This is a genomic window from Streptococcus cristatus (genome assembly GCF_003943465.1).
Classification (GTDB): Bacteria; Bacillota; Bacilli; order Lactobacillales; family Streptococcaceae; genus Streptococcus; species Streptococcus cristatus_C.
The window spans coordinates 180,129-202,436 of record NZ_RJPR01000003.1; the positions used below are offsets into that span (position 1 = coordinate 180,129).

The 22,308-nt window shown below is 44.4% G+C and carries 16 protein-coding genes; 12 read left to right on the forward strand and 4 right to left on the reverse strand.

What is annotated here, in order from left to right:
• Positions 1 to 4 precede the first annotated feature (4 nt).
• The 10 genes from lacF (at position 5) to D8793_RS05385 (ending at position 14,282) form a co-directional block, all read left to right on the forward strand.
• Complete coding sequence (gene lacF, locus D8793_RS05335) at positions 5 to 322, forward strand: PTS lactose transporter subunit IIA (RefSeq protein WP_125371058.1); 318 nt, start codon at positions 5 to 7, stop codon at positions 320 to 322.
• A complete protein-coding gene (locus D8793_RS05340; protein ID WP_125371059.1) occupies positions 322 to 2,028 on the forward strand; it encodes a lactose-specific PTS transporter subunit EIIC in 1,707 nt (568 codons plus the stop codon). The genes lacF and D8793_RS05340 overlap by 1 nt, the downstream gene beginning before the upstream one ends.
• A gap of 231 nt (positions 2,029 to 2,259) precedes the next feature.
• Positions 2,260 to 3,666, forward strand: a complete 1,407-nt coding sequence (lacG, locus tag D8793_RS05350; RefSeq protein WP_125371060.1) for a 6-phospho-beta-galactosidase — start codon at positions 2,260 to 2,262, stop codon at positions 3,664 to 3,666.
• Between the two features lie 238 nt (positions 3,667 to 3,904).
• On the forward strand, positions 3,905 to 5,800 hold the full coding sequence (locus D8793_RS05355; RefSeq protein ID WP_125371061.1) for an ABC-F family ATP-binding cassette domain-containing protein: 1,896 nt from the start codon (positions 3,905 to 3,907) through the stop codon (positions 5,798 to 5,800).
• 480 nt (positions 5,801 to 6,280) lie between these two features.
• A complete protein-coding gene (locus D8793_RS05360; RefSeq protein WP_125371062.1) occupies positions 6,281 to 7,144 on the forward strand; it encodes an Rgg family transcriptional regulator in 864 nt (287 codons plus the stop codon).
• Positions 7,145 to 7,222: 78 nt separating this feature from the next.
• Entirely contained in the window at positions 7,223 to 8,401 is a 1,179-nt protein-coding gene (locus tag D8793_RS05365) for an MFS transporter (RefSeq protein ID WP_125371063.1), read from the forward strand.
• Positions 8,402 to 8,656: 255 nt separating this feature from the next.
• Positions 8,657 to 9,061 (forward strand): PaaI family thioesterase, encoded by a 405-nt coding sequence (locus D8793_RS05370; RefSeq protein WP_125371064.1) that lies wholly within the window; start codon positions 8,657 to 8,659, stop codon positions 9,059 to 9,061.
• Positions 9,042 to 9,803, forward strand: a complete 762-nt coding sequence (locus D8793_RS05375; RefSeq protein ID WP_125371065.1) for an HAD family hydrolase — start codon at positions 9,042 to 9,044, stop codon at positions 9,801 to 9,803. The genes D8793_RS05370 and D8793_RS05375 overlap by 20 nt, the downstream gene beginning before the upstream one ends.
• A gap of 158 nt (positions 9,804 to 9,961) precedes the next feature.
• Positions 9,962 to 10,720: a triose-phosphate isomerase gene (tpiA, locus tag D8793_RS05380; protein WP_005589685.1), complete on the forward strand. Its 759-nt coding sequence runs from the start codon at positions 9,962 to 9,964 to the stop codon at positions 10,718 to 10,720.
• A gap of 64 nt (positions 10,721 to 10,784) precedes the next feature.
• A complete protein-coding gene (locus D8793_RS05385; RefSeq protein ID WP_125371066.1) occupies positions 10,785 to 14,282 on the forward strand; it encodes a GBS Bsp-like repeat-containing protein in 3,498 nt (1,165 codons plus the stop codon).
• 31 nt (positions 14,283 to 14,313) lie between these two features.
• Here the strand turns inward: D8793_RS05385 and D8793_RS05390 are convergent, their stop codons facing one another.
• The 4 genes from D8793_RS05390 to D8793_RS05405 are packed head-to-tail and all read right to left on the reverse strand — an operon-like array spanning position 14,314 to position 18,890.
• Complete coding sequence (locus D8793_RS05390) at positions 14,314 to 15,549, reverse strand: aminoacyltransferase (RefSeq protein ID WP_125371067.1); 1,236 nt, start codon at positions 15,547 to 15,549, stop codon at positions 14,314 to 14,316.
• 14 nt (positions 15,550 to 15,563) lie between these two features.
• Positions 15,564 to 16,778: an aminoacyltransferase gene (locus tag D8793_RS05395; protein ID WP_185761019.1), complete on the reverse strand. Its 1,215-nt coding sequence runs from the start codon at positions 16,776 to 16,778 to the stop codon at positions 15,564 to 15,566.
• Entirely contained in the window at positions 16,778 to 17,587 is an 810-nt protein-coding gene (gene yidA / locus D8793_RS05400; protein WP_125371069.1) for a sugar-phosphatase, read from the reverse strand. Before yidA ends, D8793_RS05395 begins: the two co-directional genes overlap by 1 nt.
• A gap of 1 nt (position 17,588) precedes the next feature.
• Entirely contained in the window at positions 17,589 to 18,890 is a 1,302-nt protein-coding gene (locus D8793_RS05405) for an HD domain-containing protein (RefSeq protein ID WP_125371070.1), read from the reverse strand.
• A 117-nt stretch (positions 18,891 to 19,007) separates the two neighbouring features.
• Here D8793_RS05405 and D8793_RS05410 point away from each other — a divergent pair, with 117 nt between their 5' ends.
• The gene (locus D8793_RS05410) at positions 19,008 to 19,397 is read left to right on the forward strand and encodes a YwiB family protein (RefSeq protein WP_185761020.1); all 390 of its coding nucleotides are present in this window, start codon (positions 19,008 to 19,010) and stop codon (positions 19,395 to 19,397) included.
• Positions 19,398 to 19,603: 206 nt separating this feature from the next.
• Positions 19,604 to 22,300 (forward strand): cation-translocating P-type ATPase, encoded by a 2,697-nt coding sequence (locus tag D8793_RS05415; protein WP_125371072.1) that lies wholly within the window; start codon positions 19,604 to 19,606, stop codon positions 22,298 to 22,300.
• Positions 22,301 to 22,308: the final 8 nt, after the last annotated feature.

The following is a 22,308-nucleotide window of genomic DNA, read 5'->3' on the forward strand; positions in this document are numbered from 1 at the left end:
TATCATGAATAGAGAAGAAGTAACATTACTTGGTTTTGAAATCGTAGCCTACGCAGGTGACGCTCGCTCCAAGTTGCTGGAAGCACTAAATGCAGCTCAGGCTGGAGAATTTGACCGCGCAGAAAGTTTGGTGGAAGAAGCCAATGCTTGTATTGTCGAAGCGCACCATGCTCAGACCAGCCTTTTGACCAAGGAAGCTGCTGGTGAGGACTTGGCTTATAGCGTGACCATGATGCACGGTCAGGATCACCTGATGACAACCTTGTTGCTCAAGGATTTGATGAAACACATGATTGAACTATATAAAAGAGGAGTAAAATAATGAACAAACTCATCGGACTTATTGAGAAAGGGAAGCCTTTCTTTGAGAAGATTTCTCGAAATATCTATCTCCGTGCTATTCGGGATGGCTTTATCGCTGGTATGCCAGTCATCCTCTTCTCATCTATTTTTATCTTGATTGCCTATGTGCCAAATGCGTGGGGTTTCCACTGGTCTAAGGATATTGAAACTTTCTTAATGACCCCTTATAGCTATTCAATGGGGATTCTGGCTTTCTTTGTGGGCGGGACCACTGCAAAGGCTTTGACGGACTCTGTCAATCGCAGCTTGCCTGCTACAAACCAGATTAACTTCTTATCTACTATGCTGGCTTCTATGGTCGGCTTCCTCCTCATGGCCGCTGAGCCTGCCAAGGAAGGTGGCTTCCTGACTGCCTTCATGGGAACAAAAGGTCTTTTGACAGCTTTCATCGCAGCCTTTGTTACGGTTAATGTCTACAAGGTTTGTGTGAAAAATAATGTCACCATCCGCATGCCAGAAGAAGTTCCACCAAATATTTCGCAAGTATTTAAAGACTTGATTCCATTCACTGTTTCAGTCGTTCTGCTCTACGGTTTGGAACTGCTTGTTAAAGCAAGTCTGGGAGTAACCGTTGCAGAATCCATCGGAACGCTTCTTGCTCCGCTTTTCTCAGCGGCAGATGGCTATCTGGGAATCACGCTTATCTTTGGTGCTTACGCTTTCTTCTGGTTCGTGGGAATTCACGGTCCGTCTATCGTTGAGCCTGCCATTGCTGCCATTACTTATGCCAATATCGATGCTAACTTGGCTCTGGTACAAGCTGGTCAGCATGCGGATAAGGTCATCACTTCTGGTACTCAAATGTTCATCGTTACCATGGGTGGTACTGGTGCGACCTTGATCGTTCCATTCCTCTTCATGTGGATCTGTAAGTCCGAGCGTAATCGTGCAATTGGTCGAGCATCTGTTGTCCCAACCTTCTTTGGTGTCAATGAGCCGATTCTCTTTGGTGCTCCAATCGTACTGAATCCAATTTTCTTCATTCCATTTATTTTTGCACCTATCGTAAACGTATGGATTTTCAAATTCTTTGTTGATACTTTAAACATGAACTCCTTCTCAGCCAACCTTCCTTGGGTGACACCTGGACCTCTGGGAATTGTGCTGGGGACCAACTTTCAGCTTCTGTCTTTTGTACTAGCAGCCCTTCTTGTCGTAGTGGATGTGATTATTTATTATCCATTTGTCAAGGTTTATGATGAACAAATCTTAGAAGAAGAACGTTCTGGCAAATCTAATGATGCTCTTAAAGAAAAAGTAGCAGCTAACTTTAATACTGCTAAAGCGGACGCTATCCTTGAAAAAGCAGGTGTGGATGAAGAAGCTCCAGCGCAAAACAATATTAGCGAAGAAACCAATGTGCTGGTGCTCTGTGCAGGCGGTGGTACTAGTGGATTACTGGCCAACGCTTTGAATAAAGCAGCAGCTGAATACAATGTTCCTGTCAAAGCAGCAGCGGGTGGCTACGGTGCTCACCGTGAAATGCTGCCTGAGTTTGACCTGGTTATTCTTGCCCCTCAAGTTGCCTCCAACTTTGAAGACATGAAGGCAGAAACTGATAAATTGGGTATCAAGCTAGCTAAGACAGAAGGCGGCCAATACATCAAACTAACCCGTGATGGCAAAGGAGCACTGGCCTTCGTTCAGGAGCAATTTAAGAACTAAATCTGTTTATTTGAGATGAAGCAACTTGATAGAGTTTGGGACAAAAGTCCTAGCCTCTCAATTGTCTTTGGATTGTCGAGCAAGACGCAGTGGTTGAGTGGGCTCTACTACGCTAATTTCATCAGCTTTTATAGCCCTACTCAACTGTGCGGAGGTGGGACGACGAAATAGAATTCTAGCGAATTACCGATTTCTGTCCCACTCTCCAAATGCTATTGAAAGGAAAATAAGATGACAAAAAGCTTACCTAAAGATTTTATTTTCGGTGGTGCAACAGCAGCCTATCAAGCTGAGGGAGCAACCCATACAGATGGAAAAGGACCTGTTGCCTGGGATAAGTACCTAGAGGATAACTACTGGTACACGGCAGAACCTGCCAGTGACTTTTACCACAAATACCCAGTGGATCTGAAATTGGCTGAAGAGTATGGCGTCAATGGGATTCGGATTTCCATTGCTTGGTCACGGATTTTCCCGACAGGTTATGGCGAGGTCAATCCAAAAGGTGTGGAATTTTACCATAATCTTTTCGCAGAATGCCACAAACGCCATGTAGAACCTTTTGTGACCCTTCACCACTTTGATACACCAGAGGCTCTTCATTCAAATGGCGATTTCCTCAATCGAGAAAATATTGAGCACTTTGTGGACTATGCGGCTTTCTGTTTTGAAGAATTTCCAGAAGTTCGCTATTGGACAACTTTCAATGAAATTGGTCCCATTGGTGATGGTCAGTACTTAGTCGGAAAATTTCCTCCAGGTATCCAGTATGACTTGGCCAAGGTTTTCCAATCCCATCATAACATGATGGTTTCTCATGCCCGTGCTGTTAAGCTCTATAAGGACAAGGGCTACAAGGGTGAAATTGGTGTTGTTCATGCACTTCCAACAAAATATCCTTACGATCCAGAAAATCCAGCAGATGTCAGAGCGGCAGAGTTGGAAGATATTATTCATAACAAATTTATCCTAGATGCGACTTATCTGGGGCACTATTCAGATGTAACTCTGGCAGGAGTTAATCATATCCTTAAGGTCAATGGTGGCCAGCTCGACTTACGTGATGAAGACTTTGTGTCTTTAGAAGCAGCCAAAGACCTCAATGACTTCCTTGGCATCAACTACTATATGAGTGACTGGATGCGCGACTTTGACGGTGAAACTGAAATTATCCATAACGGAAAAGGCGAAAAGGGAAGCTCCAAGTACCAGATTAAGGGGGTAGGTCGCAGAGAATCGCCGACCCATATACCAAAAACCGATTGGGATTGGATTATCTATCCGCAAGGTCTTTATGATCAAATCATGCGGATTAAGAAGGATTATCCAAACTACAAGAAGATTTATATCACAGAAAATGGTCTGGGTTATAAAGATGAATTTGTGGACAATACAGTTTACGACGATGCTCGGATTGACTATGTCAAGCAGCATTTGGAAGTTTTATCCGATGCGATTGCGGATGGGGCTAATGTCAAGGGCTACTTTATCTGGTCTCTGATGGATGTCTTTTCTTGGTCTAACGGTTATGAAAAACGCTACGGCTTATTCTACGTAGATTTCGAAACGCAGAAACGCTATCCGAAGAAATCCGCTCACTGGTATAAGAAACTAGCCGAAACGCAAATGATTGAATAGGAAATAAAGCCGATAGAATTGAACTCTATCGGCTTTATTGGGCATGCCAATATATTTAAAGTCTGATTTGATGGTAGGGAAAGCTTGGTGCTCAATCACTAGACAGGATATTCTGGTCGGAGTACTTGCGAAAAAATTTAAAATTTTTCTTTGAATTGGCTTGAGAGACAGATAGTTTGGATTGCATTTTTTATGACAGCCAATGGCCCTGTACTTGGAAATCTGCTATAATGGTCTTATGATTATTTTACAAGCAAACAAGATTGAACGCTCTTTTGCAGGGGAGCTACTTTTTGATAATATCAACCTGCAGGTGGATGAGAGTGACCGTATTGCCCTCGTCGGTAAAAATGGAGCTGGGAAGTCAACCCTGCTCAAGATTTTGGTGGGCGAGGAAGAGCCGACGTCTGGTCAAATCAATAAAAAACGAGACTTATCCCTGTCCTATCTGGCTCAGGACAGTCGCTTTGAGTCGGAGAATACTATCTTCGACGAGATGCTGCTGGTCTTTGATAGTCTGCGTCAGCAAGAGAAGCGCTTGCGGCAGATGGAGCTGCAAATGGGAGAATTGTCAGGGGGAGAGCTGACTGCTCTCATGACCCAGTATGACCAGCTGTCAGAGGACTTTCGCCAGAAAGGTGGTTTTACCTATGAGGCTGATATTCGAGCTATTTTGAATGGTTTCAAGTTTGACCAGTCCATGTGGCAGATGAAGATCTCTGAGCTTTCGGGCGGGCAGAACACCCGTCTGGCTCTGGCCAAGATGCTTTTGGAGAAGCCAGAGCTGCTGGTGTTGGACGAGCCGACCAATCACTTGGATATCGAGACCATTGCCTGGCTGGAGACTTACTTGATTAACTACAGCGGTGCCCTAATCATCGTCAGCCACGACCGCTATTTTCTAGATAAGGTTGCGACTATAACGTTGGATTTGACCAAGCATTCCTTGGATCGCTATGTGGGCAATTACTCTAGCTTTGTGGTCCAAAAGGAGCAGAAGCTGGCCACTGAAGCCAAGAACTATGAAAAGCAACAGAAAGAAATCGCTGCGCTGGAGGACTTTGTCAATCGCAATCTGGTTCGGGCTTCCACAACCAAGCGGGCTCAGTCCCGCCGCAAGCAGCTGGAAAAGATGGAGCGTTTGGACAGGCCGGAGACCGGCAATCGCTCGGCTAATATGACCTTCAAATCCGATAAGGTTTCTGGAAATGTTGTTCTGACCTTGGAAGATGCAGCTATTGGCTACGGTGAGGAAGTCCTGTCGGAGCCGATTAACCTTGACATTCGCAAGTTTAATGCGGTAGCTATTGTCGGGCCAAATGGGATTGGGAAGACGACCTTGATTAAATCACTAATCGGACAAGTGCCCTTCATCAGAGGCAAGGAGCAGCTGGGGGCTAATGTGGAAGTGGGCTACTATGACCAAACCCAGAGCAAACTGACTGCCAGCAATACGGTTCTTGATGAGCTATGGAATGACTTCAAGCTGACGCCAGAGGTCGAGATTCGCAATCGCTTAGGCGCTTTCCTCTTCTCGGGAGATGATGTCAAGAAGTCTGTCGGCATGCTGTCGGGTGGAGAGCGGGCGCGGCTGCTTCTAGCCAAGCTGTCTATGGAAAATAACAACTTCCTCATCCTAGACGAGCCGACCAACCACCTGGACATTGACAGCAAGGAAGTGCTGGAAAATGCCCTAATTGACTTTGACGGCACCCTGCTCTTTGTCAGTCATGACCGTTACTTTATCAATCGCGTGGCCACACAGATCATCGAGCTCTCTGAGACAGGCTCCACCCTTTATCTAGGGGATTATGACTACTATCTGGAGAAAAAGGCAGAGCAGGAAGCCTTGCGTGAGGAGACGGAGCAGGTCGATTCTGATAAGCCTGCCCCAGCCAATGACTATCAGCTTCAAAAGGAAAACCAGAAAGAACAGCGCCGGCTGGCCCGCCGCCTAGAGCAATTGGAAGCGCAAATCGAGGACTTGGACAGTCAGATCAGTCAGCTTCAGGAAGCCATGCAGGCTACCAACGACGCCAGTGAACTCATGGAGAGCCAGCAGCAAATCGACCAGCTGACCGCTGCCCAAGAAGAAGCCATGCTAGAGTGGGAAGAACTAGCGGAGAAGGTGTAGGAAGAAATAGAACATCTACAGGAATGCCTAGTTTCCTAGAGTTCAAGATACTTAATTTCACATGTGAAATCAGTCCAAAAGAACAAAAACCGAATTTTTACATGTGAAATCTCTGATTTTGTGGCAAAAAGGAAGATTCTTCATTAAAGATTTTTTCCCTGAGAACAAGAGACGAATTTTTACATGTGTTCTGAGAATTTTTCTAGGAAAATAAACGATTCTTCATGCAATCTAAGTTCTTTTAAAGACAAGTCAGTCCGTCAGATTTTCTGACGGTTGGTCTGAGAGCAAATCCCGAACTTTCTATTTTCTGGACGAGTTCTTTTAGCAGAATCTGCCTTTTCCGATTTTCAGCCGATAAGATTTTGACAAAAAGAGTCTCGTCTGAAAATAAAATCCGAACAAGGGGCGGTGAAGGTAGTTTTGAAAGAGCGACTAGGGAAGCGAAACAGCAATTAAAGGAATTGAAGTGGTAAACAAATGGAAGATTTAGGCAAAGTTTTTCGTGATTTTCGTTTAAATGGACATTATTCTTTGAAGGAAGCGGCNGGTCAGGTTTGCTCGACTTCTCAGCTGTCTCGTTTTGAGCTGGGTGAGTCGGACATGACCCTCTCGAAATTTTTAGATCTCTTGGATAATATTCATGTGACTCTTGAAAATTTTATGGACAAGGCAAGGAATTTCCAGCAGCATGAGCATGTGGCCATGATGGGTAAGATTATCCCTCTTTACTACTCAAATGACATCAAGGGATTTCAAGACTTGCAAGCGGAGCAGTTGGAAAAGGCCAAGGCCAGCAGTGCGCCTCTTTACTATGAGCTGAATTGGATTTTGATGCAGGGCTTGATTTGTCAGCGAGACAGCCAGTTTCGTATGAGGCAAGTGGATTTAGATAAGGTGGCTGATTATCTTTTCCAAGTGGAAGAATGGACTATGTATGAGCTGATTCTCTTTGGAAATCTCTATAGTTTCTATGATGTGGACTATGTCTATCGTCTGGGCAAGGGAGTCATGGAGCGGGAGGACTACCACAAAGAAATCGGCCGCCATAAGAAATTGGTCTTGATTTTAGCCCTCAATTGCTACCAGCATTGTTTGGAAAGTCGTTCTTTTGACAAGGCTAGCTATTTTGAGGCTTACGTAGAGAAAATCATTGGCAAGGGCATCAAACTCTATGAACGCAATGTATTCCTCTATCTCAAGGGTTTTGCGGCTTATCAGAAGGGGCAGAAGAAGCAGGGCATCAAGCAAATTCAGGAAGCTATGCACATCTTTGAAGTGCTGAATTTACCTGAGCAAGTCGCCTATTATCAAGAGCATTTCCATAAGTTTGTAAAAGCATAATTTCCCAAATATGGGAAAAATAAAGAACCTCCCTCCATTCCTGATACAATAGTTTCAGAAATGGAAGGAGGTATTTTTATGAATCGACATGCAGCACAGCTGATTACACGGGCTGCTATTAATAAAATTGGGAATATGCTTTATGATTATGGGAATAGCATCTGGCTTGCTTCTTTGGGAGCTCTGGGACAAACGGTCTTGGGCATTTACCAGATATCAGAGCTAGTTACTTCTATCTTATTCAATCCTTTGGGGGGAGCCATTACGGACCGCTTTTCCAGACGTAAGGTGCTGATGGTAGCGGACTTGATTTGTGCTGGTCTTTGTCTGCTGATTTCCTCTATCTCTAATGACCAGCTCATGATTGGAGCGCTGATTTTTGCTAATGTGGTTCAGGCTATAGCCTTTGCTTTTTCTCGGCCAGCTAATAAATCCTACATTACAGAGATTGTAGACAAGGAAGACATCGTGGCCTACAATTCTCATCTGGAATTGGCCTTGCAGGTTATCAGTGTCTCAGCTCCAGTCTTGTCTTTTATCGTGATGCAGTATGCAAATTTGCGCGTGACTCTTCAACTGGATGCGCTGAGCTTCTTTCTGGCTTTTGCCTTGGTTTACTTTCTGCCCAATCATGAGCCGAGTAAGCAGAAGTCTCCCATCAATCTTGGAAATATCCTGAGAGATATCAAGGAAGGGCTAGTTTATATCCGTCAGCAAAAAGAAATCTTCTTTCTGCTCTTGGTAGCTTCTGCAGTCAACTTTTTCTTTGCGGCCTTTAATTATCTATTGCCTTTTACCAATCAGCTTTACGGCAAGACTGGCTCTTATGCAACCATTCTGAGTTTGGGTGCGATAGGCTCAATCATCGGAGCTATTTTAGCCAGCAAGGTTAAGGCCAGTATGGGAAATTTACTTGTAGCCCTACTATTGACCGGTGTTGGAGTCGCAGTCATGGGCATCTCTACCTTGCTACCAGTTCATCCCTATTTTTCTTATTCTGGTAATCTTATCTGCGAGCTCTTTATGACTGTGTTCAACATTCATTTCTTCAGTCAGGTTCAGACCAAGGTGGAGCAGCAGTACCTAGGCCGAGTTTTCTCAACGATCTACACGTTGGCAATTCTTTTCATGCCTCCTGCGACTTTCCTGATGACGCTTTTGCCAAGTGTTCACACAGCCACCTTTCTCCTACTTGGTCTAGGCGTAATGAGCTTGGCTTTGATTTCCTACCTTTATCAAAACAAAACATTAAACTAGGTTGGAGTGATTTCCAACCTAGTTTAATGTTTTGTCTTGCAAATCTTCAGCTGAGAATTTTTAAATTCATTACCAGCCTAATTTGGCTTAGAACTTTATTTCCAAGCTACTAGTCCAATCGGCTGATAGATTAGGAGCGCTAGAGATTTGGGTAACTGGTAGAAAAAATTTTTCCATTGGAATGTGCATATAATCATTGTTCCTTGCTAGTAAAAGTAGTATGATGAAGTATAAGCAAAATTAATGGAGTAAGGAATGAAAGATTTTCATTTTGATGCGATTTCAGCATTTGAAAACTATAAAATTGAGGAAGCCAAAGATGGCCATGTTTTAGTAACGACAGAGGTCGTTCCCTCTTCTCTAAACTATTATGGAAATGCACATGGAGGCTACTTGTTCACCTTGTGCGATCAGATAAGTGGTTTGGTTGTCATTTCACAAGGAGCTGACGCTGTGACCTTGCAATCTTCTATCAACTATCTTAAAGCGGCTAAACTAGGCGACATCCTGAGCATTGAGGGGAACTGTGTCCATGCCGGACGGACGACTAGAGTGGTGGATGTGGATATTGTTAATCAAGATGGGAAGAATGTCTGCAAGGGGACCTTTACCATGTTTGTCACTGGCGAAAGGGGAGAAAATGCACAAGTTAGAATATAAACATTATCTTTTTGACTTTTATGGAACACTAGTAGATATCCAGACTGACGAAGATGATCCAACTTTATGGTTGTATCTTTCCCGCATCTATGCAGCATATGGAGCAGATTATCAGCCAGAAGACTTGAAAAAGAAATATGAACAATTGGTAGTAGAGCAGGAAAACAAGATAGCGCAAGAGAAAAGCGTTGCCTATCCAGAGGTTGATTTGGTGGCGGTTTTCATTCAGCTTTTGCAGGAAGCTCCAACTAAGCATGAAACCCTGACTCCGCTTCCTGACTTGCAGGCTTGGGGAGAGCAGTTGGCCGTAACGTTTCGGAGTTTGTCCCGTCGTCAGCTCCATGCCTATCCCAATACCCTGAAAGTTTTAAAGGCTATTAAGGACCAGGGAGGCGATGTTATTTTGCTCTCTAATGCTCAAAAGGCTTTTACAATGCCAGAAATTGAATTGACGGGTTGTGCCGATTATCTGGACAAAGTTTATATTTCTTCGGATTATCAGATCAAAAAACCACAAGCAGAATGGTTAGAACTCGTATTGGAGGAGAATCGGTTCAATCCAGAAGATACGGTGATGGTTGGCAATGATTTTTCTACGGATATGGCTATTGCTGAAGCTGTTGGAATTGATAGCGTTTTGCTGAACACTTTCCCATACTCAGCTGCAGAGATAAACAATCTCAATAAAATGCAGTCCAGAGTCATTACGGATATAGAGGAACTGCTGGGAAATAGGCAGTAAAGGATGCTACGAGGTCTTTGAATGATTTATTCACAGCCAAAACTGTGGATAACTCGTAGAAACATTACGATTTGATGAAAAATTGTGGATAACCTTTATTAATTTGCTTACTTATGATATAATAGCCCATATAAATAAAAATAGAAGAGGTATGTGAAATGTCACGTAAACCATTTATCGCTGGTAACTGGAAAATGAACAAAAATCCAGAAGAAGCAAAAGCATTCGTTGAAGCAGTTGCATCAAAACTTCCTTCATCAGACCTTGTTGAAGCAGGTATCGCAGCTCCTGCAGTTGATTTGACAACTGTTCTTGCTGCTGCAAAAGGTTCAAACCTTAAAGTTGCTGCTCAAAACTGCTACTTTGAAAATGCAGGTGCTTTCACTGGTGAAACAAGCCCACAAGTTTTGAAAGAAATCGGTACTGACTACGTTGTTATCGGTCACTCAGAACGCCGTGACTACTTCCATGAAACTGACGAAGACATCAACAAAAAAGCAAAAGCAATCTTTGCAAATGGAATGCTTCCAATTATCTGTTGTGGTGAATCACTTGAGACTTATGAAGCTGGTAAAGCTGCTGAATTCGTAGGTGCTCAAGTATCTGCTGCATTGGCTGGATTGACAGCTGAACAAGTTGCTGCATCAGTTATCGCTTATGAGCCAATCTGGGCTATCGGTACTGGTAAATCAGCTTCACAAGACGACGCACAAAAAATGTGTAAAGTTGTTCGTGACGTTGTAGCTGCTGACTTTGGTCAAGAAGTTGCTGACAAAGTTCGCGTTCAATACGGTGGTTCTGTTAAACCTGAAAACGTTGCTTCATACATGGCTTGCCCAGATGTGGATGGTGCCCTTGTTGGTGGTGCGTCACTTGAAGCTGAAAGTTTCTTAGCTCTTCTTGATTTTGTGAAATAAGAATAACAATAAATGGCTTGTCGCCTTAAAGGTGGCAAGCTTTTTAAAAGTTTGGAGATAAAAGGTGAAATCAAAGGAACTTATCTATTTGGCCAGCACAGCTATATTGCTAGCAGCAACGGCTAACGTAGTACAGGCAGAAGAAAATACGCCGACAACCACAGACCCTGAAGTAGCTAAGGCAGAACTTCAAGTAGAAAAGGATCATCAACCTCAGCAGGTAGCCTTACCAGAAGCGGTGTCTACTGACCGTCAAGTCAAACAAGAAAGCTCGGTCGCAAAAGCGGAAGCTAGTCCAGTATACAAGGCACCAGAAAATCTGACAGCTGCTGCTAGTCTGGTCAAGGAGAATGTACCAGAAAATAAAGCGAGTGAACAAGCAAAGGCAGCTGCTTCTGAAGCGATTCAGAATCCAGTAAAGGCTGAGCAGATTTCCCCAGCGATCAGCGCCAGTCCTGTATCTAAAAAAGGAAGCACTTCTTTTTATAATGCAGCTTCTTCAGCAGGACAAACAGCGCGTGGCAATTCACAAGCAGAAATCAAGGGCTCTACCTTTGTGGATGTGAGTAGTCATAACGGCCATATCAGCGTAGAAGACTATCGCCAATTAGCATCCAAAGGTGTCGGCGGTGTCGTTGTTAAGCTGACAGAAGGAACCCACTATACTAATCCTTATGCTGAGTCTCAGGTTCGAAATGCGCAAGCAGCTGGTTTGCAAGTATCAACCTATGCCTTCTCGCATTATACAAATGATGCAGAAGCAAGAGCAGAGGCCCGTTACTATGCTGCTTTTGCTAATAAACTGTCCTTGCCTAAAAATACAGTCATGGTCAATGACATGGAAGACCCTAAAATGCAAACGGGGATTAACCAGCATACTCAGGCTTGGGCAGATGAAATGCGCAAGCAGGGATATGCAAATCTGATGTATTACACGAGCGCTAGCTGGGTTGACCAGAACAACCTACGCCACAAAGGTTCAATCAATACATCCCTTTTTGGCCTTGATAATTTTTGGATTGCTCAGTACCCAGCACCTAAGCTGAGTGCAAATGATGCTAAAAATTTGAAGTACAATAGCGGAGCAGGAGCTTGGCAATTTACTTCTCAAGCGCAGCTGCTTTCTGGTAAGCATGTTTTTGACCAGAGCATTGACTATTCTGGAAGATTTACAGCTAGAGCTACTTTGGTTAAACAACCTCTGACAGGTAAGATTAGTATTCAAAATAATAATCCAAAAACTGGCACATTTGATGTTGTTGTTTCCGAAGTTTCCGCACCACATGGAGTTCAGGAAGTTAAACTTCCGACTTGGTCCAGTGAGCGTGGACAAGATGATATTGTTTGGTATACTGCAACGAAGCAAGCTAACGGAACTTATAAGCTGACTGTTAATGCTGCCAACCATAAAGGTTCTACGGGCGAATACAATGTTCATTTGTATTACGTTCAAGGTGATGGCAAGTTGGTCGGCGTTGGTGGTACAACGACTAAGGTCTCAGTTGCAAAACCAGAAGGTAAGTTGACTATTGCCAACAACAATCCAAAGACCGGTACTTTCGACGTGATCGTATCCGAGGTTTCTAGTCCGCAAGGGGTTCGTGAAGTCTTGCTTCCGACTTGGTCAAATGATCAAGGTCAGGACGACATCATTTGGCACAAGGCACAGAAACAGTCAGACGGTACTTATAAATTTACTGTCCGTTCTAGCGAGCATAAGAATTCTATTGGCGACTACAGTGTTCACTTGTACTACGTTCAAGGTGACGGCAAGTTAGTCGGAGTCGGTGGCACAACGACTAAGGTTTCAGTTGCTAAGCCAGAAGGCAAACTGACTATTGCCAACAACGATCCAAAGACCGGTACATTCGATGTGATCGTGTCCGAGGTTTCCAGCCCGCAAGGCGTTCGTGAAGTACTGCTTCCAACTTGGTCAAACGAGAATGGTCAGGATGACATCATCTGGCACAAGGCTCAAAGACAGTCAGACGGTACATATAAATTTACCGTCCGTGCTAGCGAGCACAAGAATTCTGTCGGCGACTACAGTGTCCACTTGTACTATGTCCAAAACGATGGTAAGATGGTTGGTGTCGGTGGCACAACGACTAAGGTTTCAGTTGCTAAGCCAGAAGGCAAGCTGACTATTGCCAACAACAATCCCAAGACCGGTACATTCGATGTGATCGTGTCCGAGGTTTCTAGCCCGCAAGGGGTTCGTGAAGTCTTGCTTCCAACTTGGTCAAATGAGAATGGTCAGGATGATATTATCTGGCACAAGGCTCAAAGACAGTCAGACGGTACATATAAATTCACCGTTCGTGCCAGTGAGCACAAAAACTCTGTCGGCGACTACAGTGTCCACTTGTACTATGTCCAAAATGACGGTAAGTTAGTCGGTGTCGGTGGCACAACGACTAAGGTGTCCGTTGCGAAGCCAGAAGGCAAGCTGACTATTGCCAACAACAATCCCAAGACGGGTACATTCGATGTGATCGTGTCCGAGGTTTCTAGCCCACAAGGGGTTCGTGAAGTCTTGCTTCCAACTTGGTCAAATGATCAAGGTCAGGATGATATTATCTGGCACAAGGCACAGAAACAGTCAGACGGTACATATAAATTCACTGTTCGTGCTAGTGAGCATAAGAACTCTGTCGGCGACTATAGTGTCCACTTGTACTATGTCCAAAACGACGGCAAGTTAGTTGGCGTTGGTGGTACAACGACTAAGGTTTCAGTTGCGGCAGGGGAGAAACCACAGGGAAAAATCAGTATCCAAAATAAAAATAATGAAACTGGTGAATTTGATATCGTCGTTTCTGGTGTTGTAGCTCCAGAAGGTGTCAAAACTGTCTATTTGCCAACTTGGTCCAGTCAAAATGGACAAGATGATATTCAATGGTATACGGCGGAACGCCAAGCTGATGGTACTTATCGCAAGCATGTTTATGCAAGAGACCATAAAAATAGCCAAGGCGAGTACAATGTTCACCTATATTACTTGAACAATCGCAATCAGCTGCAAGGAGCTGGTGGAGAGAAAACTACGGTTTCTATTAAACATCCTCAATCGCCTAGCAGTCAGCGTGATCGTGTTCTTGCAGCAGCAGCAGCGATGGTTGGCGTCAAGGGAGGCAGTGCTGAGCACCACCGTCTGGTCAATGACTATAATAGCGTTAGACCTCTACCAGTCGGTTATGCTGTGAAGAATTCAGATGACTGGTGCGACATTTTCACGACAGTTATTTTCCAAAGAGAAGGCTTGAGCGATCTTATTGGTCGTGAATGCGGTGTTGAGCGCCATATTCATATCTTTAAACGTCTAGGTATCTGGAATGAAGATGGTAATTCTACACCTAAAGCGGGCGATATCATCACCTTTAACTGGGATAAAGATACCCAGCAAAACGATGGCTGGGCTGATCATATCGGTATTGTCGAAAAAGTCGAAAATGGCATTATTCACACGATTGAAGGTAACAGTAACGACGAAGTTAAACGTAATACTTACCGTATTGGTCATGGAAATATCCGTGGTTTCGCGTCACCTCGTTATAGATAAACACAAAAAAACCAAGGGAAACCTTGGTTTTTTAACGTCTTAGAATTTTCTTTATGAGCTGAAGCAGCTTAAACTTGAGTGGGTTGGGATAATAACGGAAAGTTCCCATTTTTCGAACGATGAAGCCGTTGAAGTTCTGCTTGAAGCGCAGAACACCGTCAGAACCGTCGAAAATTCCCATGATGCCGAGGAAATTATAAAATGGAATGCCTCTCTTGATACTTTCGGTTATAACGTATTCCTGCAGCAGGGCTGGGGCGTAGAATTTGTTAAACTCAGGATAGGAGCCGCTGAAAAGATAGGTTGTTTCCTGAGGAGTGTAGATAAAGAGGCTGGCAGCCAGGACTTGGTCTTGGTCGCCATACTTGTCAATCAGCTCTTGGGCCTCTGCTTTGCGGGTTTCAAAGCTGTCAAACTGGCTGGAAAGCTCTCGCAGCTGATTTTGCTTCTTTTCAGATTGAGGATTGTTTTCCAAGTCCTCCTGCAGTTTTTGAATTTTCTGGCCCAGTTTCTCTTGGTCTTTTTGTAAGTTCTGAAGATAGTCCTTGAAGTTAAGGCTGGCTGTCATAAAGTCTGCCTGCTGTCCAAAGCTATCATAAAAATCTTGATAGTAGTCTAGTGGCTTGTCATCATATTCCCGCCGGTCAGAAGTGGCAGCTGTGATGTCTTTGAAAACGCTGAGTTGGTCGCGATCTAATTTTTTTAGTTTGATACCAAAGGTATTCGCCTTTTTGACGGTCGCCTTGCCATTTTTACTGAAGGATTTGAGCAAGTCTTTCTCCGTCAGACCAGTTAAGTCTTTGACATAATGCCAATCAGGCTCTCCGCCTGGATAGCCTGTCTGTAGGCCGTCAAAGTCAAAGCCCAAATCAGTCAGTTGCTGGATAAGCTGGCCTTTTTCATCAGATGTGGGCTGGCCATTGCTGTCAAAGGTCTGATACGTCTCGTAGGGCTTGATGATGAGCTCTAGAGCGCCTTCTTTTTTAGCGTAAGCCTGCAAAGCTTGATAGAAGGGAGTCAAGTATTGAGCATCGGTAGAGACAGGGCCGCAGTTGATTTCCATATGGAGGCCGCCAGTCATCGGCATGCTGTAGAGGACAGCAGACACCACTACCTGTCCCTGTGGGTCAGTGTAGCCGACATACTGGGTACTGAAGCCACGCTTGCTCAGCAGCTCTGCCATTTCCACGGTCTGCATAAAAGAGCATTGGGAGCTAGCTGAGGTATGCTGGATGAATTCTTCTTGGCTGAGAAGTTTAAAGGTCATAGGCTTCCTTTCTTTTAATGCTTGCTGCGCAGTTTCTTTCTGAGAGTGTAGGCAAGATTGGAGAGGTGGTAAAGAGGATTAGTTGGCAGGTTAAATTCACCAGCAAATTCCTCAATGGTCGGATTGAACTTGGATTTAAAGCTGTAGAGACCGCCCTTGAGGTCGTTTTCGATTCCGCCCATATTTTGCCAATCTGCTCCGCGCTCAAAAGCATGTTTGGCCGTTTCGTACCAAGTGATGATGGCAGGCTGATAACGACGGTATTCCTCGTCCATTCCGGCATAGATATTTTCCGAGGTTTTGCCGTATTCCAAGACCAGTGTGCCAGACAGGGGAACGACAGTAGCACCTTGGCTGATTTTGTCCTGCAGAAAGTCAATCTCTTCTTGGAGGCGTTTCTGTTCTTGCTGGTTATTCTCAATCTTGCCAGGCTTGGTTTTTTCGGTAAATTTCTCTGCTTCCTTGAGTGTCTTGGTCAGCTGAGCCTGCAAGTCTTCCAAGCGTGCCTTTAGATCAATGCTGGACAAGGTGATGTAGGAGTGATCAGGATAAGTATCCAAGAGTTTTTGATAATAGTCTTTGCCGCGTAGGTGGATGTTTTTTCTGTTTTCTGTCTTCTTCATCAGGGCTGAAAAGTCATCCAGTAATTCTGCTCCGCCAAATTGGATTTGGATGCCTTTGTTTCGGGCTGTACGAATAGCCTGGCGAGTACTCTTAGAAAGCAAATCCTCGCTGAAATCTTCTTTATGGATATTGGCCTGCAAGCGAGGCTGGATGGTTTCATCCAGAGACTCAGTCCGTCCGACCCAGACAGCGCCTGCCTGCTGCAACTGTTGAATCAGCTCAACCGTCTCGGCTTTGTCTTGCAATTCGCCACCCATCTTGCTTTCTGCCAGAAAGAGGCTAGGGTCAAACTTGACAAAGAGCGTTTTTTTCTCCTTGGCAAATTTCTTGAGCGACGCCAAAACAAAGGTCAGCAGCTCCTTGTCACTATAGTCCATAATAGGACCGCGAGGGATATAAAGCATGGTCATCCCCAAGGGCAGTGGTTTAATCAGGACACTGGCTGCAGCAACCAAGTGGCCGTCTTTGTAGAAGCCCAAGCGTTCATTTCCCCAGTTGTCCTTGATTTGAGCCCAAGCAGAGCTCTGCAGGAGATTGGCCTGCGGATGAGCCGTGACAAAATCATCGTGTTCCTGAGCTGAAATTCCAATTTTGTAGCTAAACATTATTTTAAAACCCACTCTCTAATAGCGTGTGCTACGCCGGATTCTTCGTTCGACTTGGTGATGTATTTGGCGATTTTCTTGAGTTCTTCTCTGCCGTTTTCCATGACAACAGGAGAGCCAACGGCTTCCAGCATGGCGCGGTCGTTTTCTTCATCACCAATAGCCATAGTCTGCTCCTTGCTTAAGCCCAGTTTTTCAGCCAGATGAAGGATAGCAGCCCCTTTATTGACAGTTTTTTTGACAATTTCTAGATAGAAAGGAGCTGATTTAACTAGTGTATATTTTTCGGCTAATTCCGGTGGCAGCTTGGCAATGGCCGCATCCAAAATTTCCGGCTCATCAATATACATGCACTTGACGATTTCTTTATCAGCCATTTCTTCAGGCGTACGATAGAAGATAGGCATGTTGACCAGATTGGACTCATAGACAGTGTACTTGCCAATGTTGCGATTGGCAGTATAAATGCCGTCCTTGGTGATGGCATGCATGTGAACGCCTAATTTTCGCCCGAGCAGCTCGATATCCAGATAATCGTCGTAAGTCAGTGTTTCTTTGATTAATTCTTGACCTGTAACAGTATCCTGCACCAGTCCGCCATTGAAAGTCACGACATAGTTGCCTGGCTGATTAAGTTCTAGCTCCTCGAGGAGTTTTTGAACTCCTGCAATAGGACGGCCGGTCGCAATGACGATTTTGACGCCAGCAGCCTTGGCATCCTGAACAGCGCTGAAGACTTCAGGAGTGATTTCTTTTTGGTTATTTACAAGGGTGCCGTCAATGTCGACGGCAACTAATTTGATAGACATATTATTCTCCGTAGGTAAATTGGTCGTTTTTGATATAGTGCATAAAGGTCTGGTTTTTTTCGCTGAAAAGTCCGGTCTCTGCTAGCATTTCCTTGGGGAAGTAGAAGCGATTATCGCCTTGTCTGGTCCCGGCTAGCGAATGAACGATAGGAGACAGGCTGGACAGTTCTGCTAGGCTGCCATCTTTTTGCAGAATTTCAATCTGGGTCCGGGGTTTTTCAACGTCAGGCCGGTAGAAATCATAAGGTAAATCAAAATTACGATGGATAGCAGTATAGTAATCAGGGTCGAAACCAACCTGTCCAACTAGGTCTCGCATGATATCCAAATGCGCTTCGTTTTCCTGAGAGAAGACGATAGACTTAAAGACCTTGCGGTTGATAAAACGCTGAGCCAGGTCAGATAAAATCTTGTCTGGACTCGTCATCCAAACTTGGAAATAGGTATTCATAACACCATCATCCAAGGCCAGATAATCCTGTAGGGTCACTCTGTTTTCAAAGAATGGAATGAGATTGGGCGATGACAGCGCAAAATAATCCTTCTGAGCCGGATAGAGAAACTTGGCCCGCTTGAGCAGATTTTGCAGCAGAACTTCCATAGCACGGCTAGCCGGGTGGAAATAGACCTGCATGTACATCTGGTAGCGGCTGACTACATAGTCCTCCACAGCATGCATGCCATTGCGTTTGAAGGCGATGCCGTTTTCTACAGGACAAATCACTCGTAAAATTCTGGTCAAATCAAATTGCCCATAGGAAGCGCCAGTAAAGAAGGAATCTCGCAAGAGATAATCCATCCGGTCCACATCTATCTGGCTGGAAATCAGCTGGACCACCTGCTTATTGGGATAGGTATGGTTGATGACGCTGGCTACTTTTTCTGGGAAATCCGGCGAAACCTGTACCAGGGCCTGATGAATCTCTGTCTCAGGACTGGTGATGATTTGCCGCGTAATGTCCTCATGATCGGTATCAAAGAGGCGTTCAAAAGTATGTGAATAAGCGCCATGTCCCAAATCATGCAGGAGAGCGGCTGTCATTGTTAGCAGGCTTTCGTGACTATCCCAGACATCGCTATATTTTTCATTGAAAATCTTGGTGATGCGTCGGGCAATCTCGTAAGCTCCCAGACAATGCGAAAAACGGCTGTGCTCCCCGCCGTGGAAAGTATAGCCGGAAGTGCCCAGCTGTTTGATGCGACGCAGCCGTTGAAATTCTTTGGTATTGATTAAATCATAAATGACCTGATGATCCACATGCACATAATTATGGACGGGATCTCGAAATACTTTTTCAATCATAGTCCTATTATATCATAAATGCTCAGTGGACGAAATTCAAAGCCTGAAGTAGAAAGGAAGAATTCTCAAGAAATTTTTGGTAAAATAGAGGAAAGAAACAAGGAATGTGAGAAAAACATGAAAATTAGAATGAGAAATCAAATCAAATTAGATGAACAAATGGAGTTGATTGACCAGGTCTACGATGTAGAATGGACAAAAAAAGGAAGCAATCACTATTTGGTTTATCAGAGCGAGGAGCAGGAAAAGGTTCTTCTAAAATTTAATGAAGACAAGCTGACCATGACCCGCTTTTCTGATCCGAAAACCATTCTTCATTTTATCAAGAATGGTCAGCATTTAGTATCTATCCCGACTCCGCTGGGTGCTCAACAGTTTGTGACGGATACTCAGCACTATCACTTAGATGCAGAAAATCAGGCTTTGGAACTTCACTATGATTTGAAAAGAGCCGACGACGATCAACTTTTTGCTTCCTATCAGATGAAAATAGAATGGCAAGAATAAAAAATTGAAAAATAATAGCTCTGCCTTGAAAAATACAAAAATTTTGGTATAATGAATACACTCAAGGGAGTAGCTAACGGTTTTACCGTTACAAGGTCGTCAATACGAAAGAAATTTCCGGCCTTGTATGAAATAGCGAGACTTGTTAATAAACAGGTCTCTTTTTTGTTTATTTTGAAAGAGGCCCATCAAAAGGAGGAGACATTTTGTCAAAAGAACAAAAGCGCCAAGCTTTTTATACGCAAAGTCCTGAGGAAGTTTTGCAAGCAATGGAAGCTTCCGAACAAGGGTTGACCAGCAGCCAAGCCCAGCAACGTTTGGCGGACTACGGTCGCAATGAATTGGAAGAAGGAGAGAAAAAGACTCTCTTGATGAAATTCATCGAGCAGTTCAAGGATTTGATGATTATCATCTTGTTGGTGGCTGCGGTCTTGTCTGTCGTGACGTCAGGTGGTGAGGATATTGCGGATGCTGTGATTATCCTAGCAGTTGTCATCATCAATGCTATCTTTGGTGTTTATCAAGAAGGCAAAGCTGAAGAAGCCATTGCAGCTCTCAAATCTATGTCCAGCCCAGCTGCGCGTGTCCTGCGTGATGGCCATGTCACAGAAGTGGATTCTAAGGACTTGGTACCTGGTGATATTGTCAGACTGGAAGCTGGTGACGTTGTCCCAGCAGATATGCGACTTTTGGAGGCTAATTCTTTGAAAATTGAAGAAGCCGCTTTGACAGGGGAGTCTGTGCCAGTTGAGAAAGATTTGACTGTTGCAGTAGCGGCAAATGCTGGTATTGGCGACCGGGTCAATATGGCCTTCCAAAACTCCAATGTCACTTACGGTCGAGGAGTTGGGGTTGTTGTTAATACAGGGATGTATACGGAAGTAGGCCACATCGCAGGTATGTTGCAAGATGCAGATGAAACGGACACACCACTCAAGCAAAACCTCAATAGCCTGTCTAAGGTTCTGACCTATGCGATCTTAGTGATTGCTGCGGTGACCTTTGTAGTCGGTGTCTTCATTCAAGGAAAAGATCCACTTGGTGAACTGATGACCTCAGTTGCTCTTGCGGTTGCGGCGATTCCAGAAGGCCTTCCAGCTATTGTTACTATCGTCTTGGCTTTGGGAACACAGGTTCTGGCTAAGCGGAATTCGATTGTCCGTAAGCTTCCAGCTGTTGAAACTTTGGGATCAACTGAGATTATCGCTTCCGATAAGACTGGTACCCTGACCATGAACAAGATGACGGTCGAAAAAGTTTTTTACGACGGAGTCTTGAATGAAGCTGGACAAGACATTGAACTTGGTTTGGAGCTGCCGCTCTTACGTTCAGTTGTTTTGGCCAATGATACCAAGATTGACCAGGAAGGCAAGCTAATTGGTGACCCAACGGAAACAGCCTTCATCCAGTATGCTTTGGACAAGGGCTATGATGTCAAAGGATTTTTAGAGAAATATCCTCGTGTGGCTGAGCTGCCATTTGATTCAGATCGTAAGCTCATGTCTACCGTTCATCCATTGCCAGATGGGAAATTCCTCGTGGCTGTCAAGGGTGCTCCTGACCAACTTTTGAAACGCTGTGTTTCCCGCGATAAGGCTGGAGATATTGCAGCGATTGATGATGCTACATCACAGCTGATCAAGTCTAATAACTCTGAAATGGCTCACCAAGCTCTGCGCGTGCTGGCTGGTGCCTACAAGATTATTGATGCAGTTCCGACTGACTTGACATCTGAAAATCTAGAAAATGATTTAATCTTTACTGGTTTAATCGGTATGATTGACCCAGAACGTGCCGAAGCGGCAGAAGCTGTTCGCGTCGCTAAGGAAGCGGGTATTCGTCCAATCATGATTACGGGTGACCATCAGGATACAGCTGAAGCTATCGCTAAGCGCTTGGGAATCATTGAAACTGGAGATACGGAAGACCATGTTTTGACTGGTGCTGAGCTCAACGAACTTTCTGATGCGGAATTCGAAAAGGTTGTTGGTCAATACTCTGTCTACGCCCGGGTTTCTCCTGAGCATAAGGTTCGTATCGTGAAAGCATGGCAAAACCAAGGTAAGGTCGTTGCCATGACAGGTGACGGTGTTAATGACGCGCCAGCTTTGAAGACAGCTGATATCGGTATCGGTATGGGAATTACAGGTACAGAAGTTTCTAAAGGAGCTTCTGACATGATTCTCGCAGATGATAACTTTGCGACCATTATCGTTGCTGTTGAAGAAGGACGGAAGGTCTTCTCAAACATTCAAAAGACCATTCAATACCTTCTTTCTGCTAATACAGCTGAAGTGCTGACTATTTTCTTAGCAACTCTCTTTGGTTGGGATGTACTGCAGCCCGTTCATCTGCTTTGGATCAACTTGGTAACAGATACCTTCCCAGCTATCGCTCTTGGTGTTGAGCCAGCTGAGCCAGGTGTTATGACCCACAAGCCACGTGGCCGTAAGTCTAGCTTCTTCTCAGGTGGTGTCATGAGCTCCATCATCTATCAAGGATTGCTGCAAGGTGCTCTGGTGCTGGCAGTTTATGGCTATGCTATCTCTAATCCCGTCCATGTCGGAGATGTCAAGGCTATCCATGCGGATGCCCTTACTATGGCCTTTGCGACTCTGGGACTCATCCAGCTCTTCCATGCTTACAATGTGAAATCTGTTTACCAATCTATCTTTACAGTTGGGCCATTCAAGTCTAAGACATTTAACTGGTCTATTCTGGTTTCTTTCATTCTATTGGTTTCAACTATTGTGATTGATCCGTTGGAAAAGATTTTCCATGTGACTAAGTTAGATGTGACTCAATGGGCTGTTGTCCTGATCGGCAGTTTCTCAATGATTATCATTGTTGAAATTGTTAAGTTTATCCAACGTAAATTGGGTATGGACAAGAATGCTATTTAACAGCAAAA